Raw genomic sequence first — 12,908 nt, forward strand, 5'->3', positions numbered from 1 at the left:
ACATCCGCACCGCACGGGCACGCAACTCAAGCGAGTATTTCCGGGGTGCAGCCATGGTCAAAGGTCCTCTCATGAGTCCCATCTGACCGGCTGTCAGCTTCCTCCGCATCTCGGGGGAACCTCACGGAGGTGTCGACGGCGATTTGCTGGCCTCCGCGCAGGCGGGTCTTCAGGCGCGAGGCAGTCGCGGGGGCGGGGACGGTCGTGTCCGGGCGGATGCGTGTCGTCGTGGCCATGGTCCTCCCCCGGGTGACGGTGTGCACAGGCACCTGGTTCACAGGGTGGAAGGAGTGTGCGAGGCCGTGCCTGGGCGTTCGCCTGGGTTCACCTGAACGAGTGTCGGTGCTCTTGACCGCCTGCTGGCGGGCCGGTCACGGTGACCCGTGGTGACGGCTTCGGCGGAAGGGCAGCGGTGTTGGACGATCCCGGTCTGTACGGGCCTCGCCGGCCGCTGCCGCTGCGTGTGCGGCCGGTGCCGGGTGAGTCGACGGGGTCGTTCGTGAACCGGCTCGCGCACGCCAACGGCCTGAGCCTGGCGGCGTTCCTCGACCGCGTCGGACAGGGCGAGGCATCCGCGTACACCGAGCGGGTGGAGAAGTACCCGCAGTCCACCGAGATGTACATGAACGAGGCGGGGCTGCGCTATCTGGCTGTCCTTGCTGACCGTGCGGCTGGTCTTCTGCAGCAGGATCTGCCCAGCCTGGGCGCGGAGCACCTGCTGCCAGGCGAAGAGGCGGCGCAGTGGTGGTGGCGCTGGGAGCCCGTGGCGGGGCACCTCGTGAGGTACTGCCCGCTGTGTGCCGATGCCCTGGGTGTCGGCCAGACGGTGTGGCTGATGTCGCCGGACAGCTGGCAGGTCTGTCTGCGGCACGGTTACTGGTCGGACGACTCCCGCGGCCGTGGTCCGGACTTCGTGCAGCTGGCCGAGCTGCCCGAGACGGTGACGGCGCACCAGGTGCGGCAGCAGCTGGCCGAACGGTGGGGGCCGGCCGGCGAGGAGCTGTTCGCCGATGCCTTCCAGGTGGCGGTGTACTGGTGGACGCGGATGCCGGACACCGTATGTTGGGTGCGCCGGGCCTGGACGGCTGGGCTGGACGCGCGGGAGATGCGGGCGGCCCCACTGGTGATCTACTCGGAGGCCGCGGAACTTGCGCACGCCATGGTGGACTTCGAACGGGCGGGGCGGCGGGATACGGCGGACCGGTCCCGATGGCTTGCGGGCGTGGAGCAGTTGATGGCCGGGTGGGGGGTGGACGTGGCTGAAGGGCGTCAGGCGCTGCTGATGTGGCTGGGGCGCCACCGTAGGGGGGTGCCCGCGCCGTCCGGTCCGGCGGGCGGAAGCGGGCTGCTGCTTGGGGCGGGGCACAGCCGGATCGCGTCCCGGACCGGTCCGGTGAGCGAACGCTCGTGCCTGCCCTGGCAGTTGGGCATGGCGGCTGCCGACATGTAGGCGTCATAAGAGTGGAGGGCTCACAACCGTACGGTTGTGAGCCCTCCACCTTGCAGTAGCGGGGACAGGATTTGAACCTGCGACCTCTGGGTTATGAGCCCAGCGAGCTACCGAGCTGCTCCACCCCGCGTCGGTGAACACCACCGTACGTCAGGGCGGCGGGCGCTGGAGACCATTATGGGCCAGGGTCGTGTGTTCCGGATCTTTCTGTCCCCTCGAGGTCGGCCTGACCTGGCCGTAGTTGCGGCGTCCGGCGCGCTGGCCCCGCACATCGTCCGGGTCTCGTGGCCCATTTGCCGGTCCGGAGCCTGTTGGTCCGGCCGTGGGATACTGGCTCACCATGACACCGGCTCACGCCGCCACCACCCGGCCCGTCGTGGATGTGGACAGCCCCACCACTTGGCCCGGGCCGCTGGCAGATCTCATCTACAAGACCGCCGAAGAAGCCGAACTGGACGAGCCGGAGCTGTACGTCGACTTGGAGTTGGAGGACAGGGAGGCGCAGATCCTCGACCTGCTCCGCGGCCACCTTCTGCGGGCGCAGCACTGCACCAGGCTGCTCGACCACGAGGCCGATGCGATTCGTGCCCATGGCCTGCGCCTCCTGGATGCCGCACTCGTTGACGACCGCCTGAACCAGGCCCATGAGCGGGGCTATCTGACCGACGCTGAGCGGGAGGCACTGCGCTCCCAGAGCATGGTCGCCCCGGGGAGGCCGAGGATGGGCAGTCGAGAGGGTCAGGTCTGCCTGACCCTCTCGTCCGAGGCCACCACCCACAACATAGGCGGGGCGTGGCGGCTGCTGTCCTTCTGGGGCGGCGAGGCGATCTACTGGCAGCACTGCGACGACCCTGACGGCATAGCTCAGAGACTGCGGTGCCTGGGCCGGCCCGCACTGGTCACCGCCTACGTGGACCTCGCCAGTCCCGGCAGGCACCTCGTCTTCAAATCGGTGGTGCACACCTTCGTCGGCAAAGCCATCGGCTACGCCCCCGCCAACGCCGACGTCCTCTACCGCAACGCGATCCCGCCACAGCACATCGAGTCCATCGCCTTCCCCGGCGATCCCGCCTACGACCGGCTTCCGGGCCTGCCCACCGCGTGATTGACCGCTCCGATCGCCCCGGTGGAACGTCCGGCGTCCGTCCCCTGAAGCCGAGAGGGGCGGCTGCTACGCGGCGAAGCCGATGTTTTCGACGTACTCGTACTGGCCCCACTGGGAGCCCAGATCGGGCAGGACATCGGCGGTCCAGGCGTCGTCCAGGCCTTGGTGGTCGTCAGCCGCCCAGGATCCGACGATCTTGTCCCAGCGGCGCACATTCATCGTCCGGTGTGCCACCACCCGCTGGAGCTGGCGCGCCACGCCGGACTGGTCGAGGGGGTGGATCTCCACGCGAGTGCCGCGGCCCTTGCGGTTGAGGCGGGCAGTGAGGTGGCGGGCGACGTTGCGGCGCCGCACCGCCTTGTAGGCGGCGTCGATGCGTTCCAGGTTGGCCTTCGACGGACGGCGTGTGCCCTGCAGCCATGCCTTCAGCGTGCGGTCGCTCACTGTCAGTCCGGCGTCCTTGGCTGCCTGCCAGGCCCTGTCCGACGTCGTCAGGTAGTGCAGGCGTGCCATCAGGCCGCGCTTGGCGGTCACCGGGGTGGCGATGTGAGCGGCGAGCCGGTCGAGCTGGCGGGCGACGGCGTCGCTGCCTCTGATGCCCCGGGCTCCGAACTTCCCGAAGTCGATGTTCTTCTCCGGCATTTACTGCTCCTGCCCCGTGCCGGCGTCGGTGCCGGTTCCTGCGGTGTATGTGTCCTTGACCTTGACCTCGGTAACCGAGCGGCCTTCGGGGAAGACACGGCGCCAGTCTCCGATGACGTGGAGTTCGTCGGTGCCCATCGCCCGTACGACGGGCAGTCCCCCGTCGTGTGCCTTGAGTGCCTTCATCCAGAGATTGGCGAAGGCCTGGGAGCGGATGATGTGCATCCAGTCCGGGCGGTAGAGCTCCCGGTTGTAGTTCGACTCCCCCATCGTGGACACGAATTTGGAGTACATCGCCTTCACGTACTCCAGCGTCAGCCCGTCGCCGTCTGCGATCGCGGTGTCGCGGGCGTCTTTGAGTGCGATCCGGAACTTCTCCAGGAGGTTCTCGGTGGCGCCCGAGGTGTACGACTCGTGGATCTCGGGCGGCTCACACAGGCCGTGCTTCGGGCCGGACAGGCGCAGCAGCAGGCGCAGGGTCGGTTCGGTGACCCACAGGGGTCCTGGTTCGTCGCGCTGGCCGATCGGGTTGGGCAGCACCGCGTCGTGCTCCCAGGCGGGCGGGGTGATCAGGTGGACTCCGGCGCGGCGCCGGTCGTGCGCGAAGCCCGTGGAGTGTTCCAGCTGGCCGAGGGGCAGATGGGTCTTGAGAGCGCTCAGATAGGCGCCGTTGATGTCGAGCGCGGTGACCTCGTGCTTCCCGGGCGGCAGTTCGGGCCGCGTCCACTTGGGGCGGGCCTCCCAGATCTGGTCGGCGCCCTTGGAGGTCTGCTTCTTGAGGATATCGGGGATCCAGGGGTGGGCGATCACGTCGTAGCGGGCGCCCTTGCGGGTCTCGTCCAGCAGCCGCATCGCGTCCGGGATCGCCCGCTTCAATAGCGCGGCGCTCGCGGCTTCGGCATCGCCCTGGTGCTCGGCGAGCGCGGCGTGCACCGCTTCGTGGATCAAGTCGGCCGGCCCGGAAGGCTCCTGGAACGCCCGCCCGCGCGGGGCAGTGCCCTTCCCGCCGGCCGGACGGGGTCGGCGGGCCGTACGCGGCACTTGGGCCTGGGCAGATGGCGCGGTGGGCGAGGACTTCCGGGTTTCTGCCGGGGTTGCCTGACAGTCGGAGGGATCCAGATGCTGAACGAACCCCGCCACGCGCTGTTTGGCCGGACGGCCGCACAGCACACACGGCTCGGGGACGGCGAGCAGCTCCACCTCGTCCTCGTCCTGGCCGAGTTCCGGCGAAGACGCAGAGGTGACAGCCGCTGCAGCAGTGCCTGACGCTGCGGGCTGCTCCTCAGTCAGCTCCGCCGAGGTCTCGGTCTCCGTGGCGAGCTTGGCGTTCAGTCCATCCAGCAGGTACGCGTACTTGGTGCGGATCTCGCCGGCCGGGTCCCGGCCGCTCTCCCATCCGCTGAGGGTGGACGGGCTCACCCCGAGCGCACGGGCCACCTGCGCCTTGGACAGTCGAGCCCGCTCCCGCAGCTCGCGGCGCACCTGGCAGGGCGGGAGTTCGGCCTCCGGGCCGACGGCGTCGAGCAGCGAATCGATCGCGTCGAAGTCGCTCACCGACTCGTCCCCTTCGCCTCGGCCCGGACGGAACGGCGCCGGTCGGCGGGCAGCGCCTCGCATGCTCTGGTCGGGCCCGCCAGCAGGTCCAGTGCGCCGATGCCGTAGTGCGCGGCCAGGACGTCGACGTCGCGCAGGCTCCACGAGACGGCGCCCGACTGCCGGCGCGACACCTGCGTCTGCGTCAGCCCCAGCACTGCCGCGACCGACCGCTGCGAGTCACCCGTCACCTGCATCAACGCGGCCACCGTCAGCCGCAACGACTCCTCCAAGGCCAATCCCATACCCCCATTCTACCCGATTCGATGCAACTTTCGCATGGCAATTAGCTAATTGCTATCAGGGATGCATAGAAGCTTCACCTGCTCACGTGTGAGCTGAGGGCCCTCGCTATGGCGGTCTCTCGCCCGGGCCGGCAGGTCACATGGGAACCGCTTTACTCACGCGGAATCCGGCGGGACGCGCGCCGGGCGTCCCGCCTCGCCTGGCGCGCCTCTTCAACCGCCCGATCGGACAGGCACCGCGGGCACACGAGGTCCAGGACACAGCGGCGCAGGACCCGGCGCAGCCGGGGCCCGGGAGGCAGCGGCCACCCACGGGAGTGACGGTGCACCGTCCGCGCGCGGGTGCCCAAGAGCGCAGCGACCACAGAGGCGTTGCCGGCGTAGGCGGCCAGGAGGAATGCCATCTGCGCCTGGTGGCCGGCCGGGAACCGCGCGGCGGCCTCGGCCTGCGCGATGCCCGGCGAGCTGATGTTCACAACTTCAGGAGCCTGCCCGGGGCCGCCTGTGGACAGCGGGCGGCCTGGATGCCCGAGGAGTGCTGGAGCGACGTGGGCGGGCCGGCCCTGGAGGTGGCGGTGCGCTTCACCGCCGCCGGCCGCGTCCGGTCCCGTGCGCACCAGGCAGGCTGTGCGCGGCACGCCCGGGTCGCCGGGGGGGGGAGAGGGCGGCGTCGGCACGTCCCTCGCCCGCTTACGAGAAGCCGTCACGGCCCTGCCGCCCACCCTCCGCGGGTTGCCGAGGACGGTTCAGCGTGCCGGCGGGTTTCCGTCGGGGTGCTCGTGGATCCAGGATAGGCCGCCGAGGTCGAGGCACTGACGGGTGCGAGTGACGGCGACATAGGCGAGACGTGCTTCGCTGTCGCTGATCGGTCCGGGTACCGGGCGGCCGGTGTCGTCGTGCTTGTCGGTGTCCTTCGGAGGGGTGAAGTCGTCGGCGATCTTCACGCAGGGCCATTCACGGCCTTTGGCCTTGTGGGTTGTTGATACGGTCACCTCGGCCTGTTGCTCCGGCGTGAGGTGGGCGAGGGCGGCCAGGATGGCGTCGGTGCCGTGGGTGTCGACGAGGTCGACCAGCGGCTGCAGGTCGCGTCCGGCCGGGTCGTGGGCGGCGTAGTCCTGCAGTTCGCCCCAGGAAGGGAACAGCACCAGTTCGGGGTGGGAGGTGCGGCGGCCCTCCTTGAGGTCGCGGGCGGCCAGGGCGAGGGCGCGCAGGCTGTCCCCTCCCCCGGCCAGCCCCACGCGGTGTCCGGCGGCCAGTAGGTCCATGACGTGGGCCATGGCGCCGACGTTGGTGCGGCACAGCACAGCGTCGGGCCGGACGAGGTGCCCGAGTTCGGTGGGCACCGCAGGGGTGCCGGTCAGGCGGATCGGCGCCTCGGCGATGGCCAGCCAGCGGTTGGCCTCCTGGGCCAGATGGGGACCGAAGCGGAAGGACTGCGACAGGACGAGCTGGGTGCCCTCGAAGCCGGTCATGACGTCTTTGGCACCGCGCCATTGGTAGATGGCCTGGGCGGAGTCGCCGACCATCACCAACTGGGCGTGGCTGCGCTGGTGAAGGAAGATCTGCTCGACGACGGGGTTGGTGTCCTGGGCCTCGTCCAGCAGCAGGAAGTCGGCGTCGATCTTCGGCTGGCTGAGGGCCCAGATCTTCAGGTAGTGGTCGTGGTCGAAGCGCACGGCCCCGTCGTCGGGGTGCTGCAGGTCGACCCAGGCCTTCTCAGCGAACGGCACGATGTGGGCGGCGAGTTGGGTGTGCAGGTCCTTTTCTTCCAGGCCGCGCAGGCGGGGGACGTGGTGACGGGTGATCGTCTCGTCGGCGGTGTGGCAGAAGCCGGCCACGGTGCGCAGTGTGATGTTGGAGAGGGTCTTTTGTGAGAGGTCACGTTCGCCGATGCGGACCGGCTTGGCGATGCCGAGGGCCTGCCCGGTCTGCCAGGCCGGACGGCGGGGTGCGTTCAGGCGACAGGTGTAGCGGTGGCCGACGGCCGCGTAGGCCAGGGCATGGGCGGTCTTGCACTGCACGGTGTCGGGGAAGCGGGTGCGTGCGTCCTGGGCGATGGCCCGGTTGTAGGCGAGGTAGCGGCCGCGGCGTTTGGTGGTGCGGGCGAGCAGGGCCAGGGTGGTGGTTTTGCCGGTGCCCGCGCCGGCCTGCAGGGCAAGGTGCTGGCCGGCGTGGAAGGCGTCGGCCGCGGCGACCTGTTCATCGGTCGGGTTCATGCGGGGGCTGCTCCAGGGATGCGGGTCAGGGCGTGGCCGACGGCTGCCAGAAGGTGTGCGGCCGTGGTGCCGGCGAGCAGTTGCTGCACGGCCCGGTCGAGCCGGTCGGCCTCGTCGCTGGCGTACTGGGCCAGTGCGCGGTGCAGGGCCAGCTTCACGAAGAGTTCCGGGCTCTGCCCCGTTTCCTGGGCGGCGCGGCGGATCGTGGCGTGGACAGCGGGCGGGAAGGCGAGGTTGAGCAGGACCTGCCCGCCGGCGTCCGGATAGTGGGTGGTGATCACGTCCACGGGGAGCCGAGTGGCGAGGTGCTGGCGCAGCCGATGTGCGGCGCGGCCGGGAGTTTTGGCGCGTACGAGGGCCATGAGACGGGTGGTGTCGTGGTTGGCCGCGAGCGGCAGCACGCGGGCTGCGTCGCGGAGTTCGGCCGGGCCCAGGGGGCGGGTCAGGAGGACTTCCAGGGCGTGGTGCGGCATCGTCAGTCCTCTTTGCTGCCGTGTGCCGGTGGGTGTGGCAGACCGATACGCAGGTGCTTGGCATGCAGAAGGGGATCGAAGACCTGCCATCCGGCCAGCGCCAGGTCGGCGGCGCCGTGGGTGGTGGCGTGCGCGGGGCAGCGCTGGATACGCCAGCGCCGTTGTTCGGCAGGGGGCAGTTGGCTGAGGTCGTAGACGGCCGTCGCCTGTTCGGGCAGGGCTGCTTGGCCGCATTGGGGGCCGATAGGCAGCAGCCTCCAGGATCCGGGCAGGGCGTCCGGGGCCAGGACGGGACGGGGGCAGCGGCGTCGGTGGCTCGTCTGGGCTACGCAACGGATGGCCTCCAGAGGGCCGTCGGCGAGGTAGTGGCCCAGCAGCATCCGTACGACCGGGCGGTCGGGGCCGTCAGGCGCTGCACTGGTGGGGGCAGCCGTGGGAGTGGTGAAGACACCCGTGTCGATCAAATGACGGGTTCGTACGGCGAGTTGGCGGCGCACCGACTTGAGGGGCGGGCTGATCCGGCAGATGGGCGTGCGCTGCGGGCAGAGCACGGCGTGCGGAATGCGGCACCATGCGCTGCCGTCGCCGTGCGGGTGGGCGATGCCGGAGCTCAGGTGCCAGTGGCAGGTGGCGGGGACGTGGGTGGTGGCCAGTTCGGCGGGATGCAGGGCGATGGGCCGCCCGTCGGCACGCGGGTAGAGGTCGATGCGGTTGCCGCAACGGCGGCAGCGGCCGCTCTGACCGGCGCGCAGCAGGCGGCTGGGGCTGGTGGCGGCCACCCGCAGCGGACGGCGCGCCGGTGCGGTGCGGGGGCTGCCGTCCCAGTGGCAGCAGGGGGTGGAGTTGGGGCGCATGTCGAGGACCGTGCCAGGTGCCACGCCCCGAGGGCGGGGCTGGCGGGCGGGCAGTCCCCCGAGCGGCCCAGCTCTACCGAACGACAATGCGAGTCGGCGAGTATGCGTTCTATGCATGCTCGCCGGTTCGGGTGATCTGCGCGGCGCGCCAGGCCTGACCGCGGCCGGAGTCAGGCGCCCTTGGGCCCAGGTGGGGTGTGGTCGTCGCAGAGCGAGCCGAGCAGCTACTCGATGGGGACATCGAAGGCGTGCGCGAGAGCGTGCCAGGTGGTGACGGTGCCGGCGGCTCGGCCGTGTTCGAGGTCGATCAGCGTGCGCCGGGCCAGGCCGCTGCGGCCGGCGAGTTCGTCGAAGGTCCACCCGCGCGCGTCCCTCAGCCGCGCCAGCGTCACACGCAGGGCGTCGCGGTCCGGGTCGGGCGGCAAGATCGTCACCCCACCATCCGACGGTGCAGACACCTGCCCTGTCAGTGCGAATTTCTGCACTATCGGTGCAGGTGGGCCCGCCGGACGCCCGCTGTCGGCGCTGATGTCCCTGCCGGACACCCAGGTACGAGCCGTCACCGAGCGGGCCGTCACCGCCGTCCGCGACACCACTCTCCCGCGCAGCGAGGCCGCCCACGCAGGGCGCGGCATCATCTGGGAACTGCCCGGCTTCCGCACCGGCGACGCCCTCGCCTCAGCCATCCTCACCGCAGCAGCACCACAGCGGATGGCCGTCTACGACCGCCGCGTCCAACACGCCCTCGACACCCTCGGCCTCACCCTCACCCCCACACCGGGACGCTACGGCCGCTACCTCCACCTCCTCGACGACCTCCTCCAACACGGCGCAGCACGAGCCGACGGCTGGACCGCACGCGACATCGACACCGCCCTGTACTGGACCGGCGCCAACCCGGCACCAAGCCGCTGACCAGCGCAAACACGCACCAGACCTTTAGACACCGGGGACCATCACCAACACCACGCCACCGTTATCAACCAACCACGAATAACCCCAGGCCAGAAGCCCCGTCATCACCCCACCCAGTACCCAGAACGCACCCTGCCGCTTCTCAGAAAACCCCCAACACCCCAGCTCAAGCCGCCCTTGCCACACCGACTATGAACCCCGGAATCACACTCGGGCCGGAGCGGCAGACCGGCGTCCTCCTCGGGCAGCTCCAGCCCACAGCAGTGCCCTGGAAATCAAGGAGTGTCCGCCGAGGTGCCGCGCTGTTTGGGGACCCTGACCACGCGCCGCCGCGGAGTGACGGCTGCGGGCTCGGCGAGGCGCTCCAACCGCAGGAAGTGCACGTTGCGCATGTAGAGCGCTTCCGCCTGGAAGTCGGTCTCGTTCACCGGGCGGCGCTTGGTGGTGACGAGCCCTGGGTGCGCCAGCTCCCGCAGCCCTTTACTGCGGGTGTCCTCGCTCAGCGCGAAGCGGCTCTCCGCCTCCCTGGGGCTGAACCACAGAGCGCGGTCCTCGCCGAGTCCGCCGTTCCCGCACAGCAGGGTGAGGAACATGGCGACCGCGGCGCCGGAGAGAACGGCGATGTGTCCGTGGGTCCAGAAGGTCTGCGGGCATGGCGGCGCAGGCGTTCGGCGGCCTTCACGGCGGCGCGCAGGCGCCGGGCGCGCTCCGCACGTGCCTCGCGCAGCGCCTGCAACTGCTCGGGAGTGGCCGCGTCCGCGAGGTGCGCCGGGCCGAGGTGGCGGCCTCGGGCGTCGCAGACCTCGATCTCGTGGTCGTGGTGCGGCATGTAGCGCACGCGGACCTGGCGGCCGGCCTGGCCGGTCATCCACGCGGCGGTGTAGGTGCGGCCGTGCCAGCTCACGCCGTGGCTGGTCAGCTTCCTGGGCCGGCCGTCGTCCTCGAGGGTGAAGGCCCACAGGTCGGCGGCGGGGATGTCGGTGACAGGGGTCGGATCGGCCTGCCACGCCTCCAGAGGCGTACGGCCCGACAGGGCTTTCGGGTGGTGCGCGGTGTTCCACCAGTTCGTCCACGCCAGGACCTCCGCGGTGAAGTCCTGGAACGACAGGGCGGACACCGCCCCCGCAGTACGACCGCGCCGCTGCGAGCGGGGCCCAGTGGGCCCGGCGGTGTAGCCGGGCAGGGCGGCGAACAGCATCCGGTCCGCAGCCCGGTTGAGGCTCTCCACCGTGCCCTTCAGATGCGGGCTGTAGGCGGGCAGGTCATTGACCGTCACGCCCATCGCGCCGAGCGCGGTGGTGACGGCGGCCGACAGGAAGTCCTTGCCCCGGTCCACCCTCACCTGCTCCGGCACTCCCCCGGCCGGGCCGTAGGGCTCCTCCCGCACCACTGCGGCGCGCAAGGCTGCCAGCACCGACGCGCGGGAGGGATGGCCCGGGGTGTCTAGTGCGGACAGAACACGCCACCAGGGGAATTGACCATTCCGCGCCAACCGCCTTGCGGCCACGACTCCGCCCAGCGCCAGTAATGTCGATTCTCGGACCTATGCGCTGCCCTTTGCCTTCGGGGGCTTCGCCGCGGGGAACCGACACTTCGAGAGAGACAGCCCGCCTCCCGCGGGTGACATCAGCATCCTTCCGACCGCAATCCCCCAGACGCGAGCCGATAAGAAGTCTTGGCGACTATTCGCCCCTTGGCGGTGCCGTTGCGAACGGCGAACCAAGCGAAAAGTAGCTCTCAGTCGTCGGCTCTGTTCTCCTACGGGCGGCGCGCACACCTTGAGCGCCCCTCTGCTCGCCGTGCGCGGCAACCAGCGCTCGACGACGGCACTGGCTGACTGGCCCACCCACAGATCAAGCGCTAACGACCTCGTGCACGGTTGGCCGTGTCACGTCGAAGGACGCGGATCCGCCACCCGGTTCACACCCGAGAGCCGCTGGGCCGGGTGGCGGTCTGCTGGTGCGAAAGCAATCCGGCGACTGCCTGGACGATGTCGCTCATGTGCTCGCTGCGGCCGTGGTGACGGGCGAGAGCCCGCCAGTTCTTGAGGCGGGCGATGCCGTGCTCGACGTGGATGCGCCGTGAGGAGTGCGCCTTGCGCTGGAGCTCGTGCCGTTCCTCGTACCAGGCGGGAGCGTTCTTCTTGAACTTGCGATGCGGTGGTGTCATCACGCGGCCGCCGGTCCGTGCGCCCATGCCCTGGTGGCCGGCGTCCGCGAGGATCTCCATGAACGGGCCGTCGGCCAGGAGCTGGGCCAGTCCGAGTTGTCGGGCCTGGGTGATGTCGGGGCAACTGCCCGGCCGGACCGGGCCGCAGAACAGCACGTGCCCCTCGGCGTCGGTGAGGACCATGGTCTTCGCAGCGTTCTGCTTGGTCTTGCCAGGGACGAACTTGTCCCGGTCCTTGCGACCTGAGACCGGGCGTCGAACGCGGATCTCCGTGCCGTCGGTGATCCCGGTCTGGCCACCGGCCCCCAGGTACTCGATGACCTCGGCGAGGGTGCGCAGCCGGACGTCCGGGGCGACGGTGCAGCCCCGTTGCGCCAGCAGCGGGGCTGCACCGTCGCCGATGGCACGGGTGATGGTGGAGCGGTCCACACCGAACCAGCAGGCCAGCACGTCATGAGTGGTCCCGTGGCGCAGACTCACCAGCGTGGCCAGCCGCCGGTCGACGAAGACGAACTTGTGCTTCGCCCCGGCTCCTACAGCCCGTCGCCGCGGCCGAGCCGTCAGGCGTGCTTGATGCCGTTCGTGCCACAAAGGCCCCGCTTCTGCGATGAGTTCACCGATCACCTGCGGCGACAGCCCTGTGACCCGGTACTCCGCAATGATCAACTCACGCGCCCCAACCCCCATCATGCCCAGTTCAACGAACTACCGGGCGCCGGGCCACGGCCAACCGTGCACAAGGTCGTCAGGCGGGGACTCTATTGGTAGGTCGAAGTCACTGCCCTGCGGGAATAGGCTCCCACCAGCCATACGGCGACAAGCAGTCCCATGAGCACCCACCCGCCTGCCATACCGCGCACCACAAGGAAGATAGAGAATGCAATTCCTGCGAGAACAAGAATGCTGCCGGCGATGAATAGATTCTTGCTCAGGGATTTGCGCCCTGCTCCCATATCCGACTCAGTCATTGATATATCCCCTTTCCGGCGACCCGGTGGCGAATGATTTGGTTCGCCACCAGGCTGCCCATCAGGTCACAAACTCGAAACAGCGTTTGAGGCGATCTGGCCAGCCGCCCAAGAACCGGCGAAACAGACAGCTTGACCACCTACGGCCGATGTGAGGTTCCCCCGAGATGCGGAGGAAGCTGACAGCCGGTCAGATGGGACTCATGAGAGGACCTTTGACCATGGCTGCACCCCGGAAATACTCGCTTGAGTTGCGTGCCCGTGCGGTGCGGATGTAT

General features: G+C 69.8%; 13 protein-coding genes and 1 tRNA gene. 3 read left to right on the plus strand and 11 right to left on the minus strand.

Annotated features, from left to right (window positions below):
* The first annotated feature begins 412 nt into the window (after nucleotides 1-412).
* Nucleotides 413-1,450, plus strand: coding sequence for a TniQ family protein (locus tag QQM72_RS40385; protein WP_314225792.1), 1,038 nt, complete (start codon nucleotides 413-415; stop codon nucleotides 1,448-1,450).
* A gap of 56 nt (nucleotides 1,451-1,506) precedes the next feature.
* Here the strand turns inward: QQM72_RS40385 and QQM72_RS40390 are convergent.
* Nucleotides 1,507-1,580, minus strand: a tRNA-Met gene (locus tag QQM72_RS40390).
* A 210-nt stretch (nucleotides 1,581-1,790) separates the two neighbouring features.
* Between QQM72_RS40390 and QQM72_RS40395 the strand changes: the two genes are divergently transcribed.
* Nucleotides 1,791-2,555 carry a hypothetical protein gene (locus QQM72_RS40395; RefSeq protein ID WP_314225793.1) on the plus strand — a complete coding sequence of 255 codons (765 nt, stop codon included), beginning with the start codon at nucleotides 1,791-1,793 and terminating at the stop codon, nucleotides 2,553-2,555.
* A 66-nt stretch (nucleotides 2,556-2,621) separates the two neighbouring features.
* Here QQM72_RS40395 and QQM72_RS40400 read toward each other — a convergent pair whose 3' ends face one another.
* The 7 genes from QQM72_RS40400 to QQM72_RS40430 form a co-directional block, all read right to left on the minus strand.
* A complete protein-coding gene (locus tag QQM72_RS40400) occupies nucleotides 2,622-3,197 on the minus strand; it encodes a transcriptional regulator (protein ID WP_314225794.1) in 576 nt (191 codons plus the stop codon).
* Nucleotides 3,198-4,751: a helix-turn-helix transcriptional regulator gene (locus tag QQM72_RS40405; protein WP_314225795.1), complete on the minus strand. Its 1,554-nt coding sequence runs from the start codon at nucleotides 4,749-4,751 to the stop codon at nucleotides 3,198-3,200.
* Nucleotides 4,748-5,035, minus strand: coding sequence for a helix-turn-helix domain-containing protein (locus tag QQM72_RS40410; RefSeq protein WP_314225796.1), 288 nt, complete (start codon nucleotides 5,033-5,035; stop codon nucleotides 4,748-4,750). The genes QQM72_RS40405 and QQM72_RS40410 overlap by 4 nt, the downstream gene beginning before the upstream one ends.
* 746 nt (nucleotides 5,036-5,781) lie before the next feature.
* Complete coding sequence (locus tag QQM72_RS40415) at nucleotides 5,782-7,251, minus strand: UvrD-helicase domain-containing protein (RefSeq protein ID WP_314225797.1); 1,470 nt, start codon at nucleotides 7,249-7,251, stop codon at nucleotides 5,782-5,784.
* The gene (locus QQM72_RS40420) at nucleotides 7,248-7,730 is read right to left on the minus strand and encodes a hypothetical protein (RefSeq protein WP_314225804.1); all 483 of its coding nucleotides are present in this window, start codon (nucleotides 7,728-7,730) and stop codon (nucleotides 7,248-7,250) included. The genes QQM72_RS40415 and QQM72_RS40420 overlap by 4 nt, the downstream gene beginning before the upstream one ends.
* A complete protein-coding gene (locus QQM72_RS40425; protein WP_314225798.1) occupies nucleotides 7,727-8,602 on the minus strand; it encodes a DUF6083 domain-containing protein in 876 nt (291 codons plus the stop codon). Before QQM72_RS40425 ends, QQM72_RS40420 begins: the two co-directional genes overlap by 4 nt.
* 200 nt (nucleotides 8,603-8,802) lie before the next feature.
* A complete protein-coding gene (locus QQM72_RS40430; RefSeq protein WP_314225799.1) occupies nucleotides 8,803-9,012 on the minus strand; it encodes a helix-turn-helix transcriptional regulator in 210 nt (69 codons plus the stop codon).
* A gap of 94 nt (nucleotides 9,013-9,106) precedes the next feature.
* On the opposite strand from QQM72_RS40430, the gene QQM72_RS40435 reads away from it, so the two are divergent.
* Nucleotides 9,107-9,493, plus strand: a complete 387-nt coding sequence (locus tag QQM72_RS40435) for a hypothetical protein (protein WP_314225800.1) — start codon at nucleotides 9,107-9,109, stop codon at nucleotides 9,491-9,493.
* A gap of 275 nt (nucleotides 9,494-9,768) precedes the next feature.
* Here the strand turns inward: QQM72_RS40435 and QQM72_RS40440 are convergent, their stop codons facing one another.
* The 3 genes from QQM72_RS40440 to QQM72_RS40450 form a co-directional block, all read right to left on the minus strand.
* The gene (locus QQM72_RS40440) at nucleotides 9,769-10,086 is read right to left on the minus strand and encodes a hypothetical protein (protein ID WP_314225801.1); all 318 of its coding nucleotides are present in this window, start codon (nucleotides 10,084-10,086) and stop codon (nucleotides 9,769-9,771) included.
* Nucleotides 9,993-10,895 carry a Mu transposase C-terminal domain-containing protein gene (locus QQM72_RS40445; RefSeq protein WP_314225802.1) on the minus strand — a complete coding sequence of 301 codons (903 nt, stop codon included), beginning with the start codon at nucleotides 10,893-10,895 and terminating at the stop codon, nucleotides 9,993-9,995. Before QQM72_RS40445 ends, QQM72_RS40440 begins: the two co-directional genes overlap by 94 nt.
* Before the next feature lie 518 nt (nucleotides 10,896-11,413).
* Nucleotides 11,414-12,328, minus strand: a complete 915-nt coding sequence (locus tag QQM72_RS40450; RefSeq protein ID WP_314225803.1) for a transposase family protein — start codon at nucleotides 12,326-12,328, stop codon at nucleotides 11,414-11,416.
* Nucleotides 12,329-12,908 lie beyond the last annotated feature (580 nt).

Origin of the sequence: Streptomyces zaehneri, from assembly GCF_032248645.1 — a bacterium.
GTDB classification, from domain to species: Bacteria; Actinomycetota; Actinomycetes; order Streptomycetales; family Streptomycetaceae; genus Streptomyces; species Streptomyces coriariae.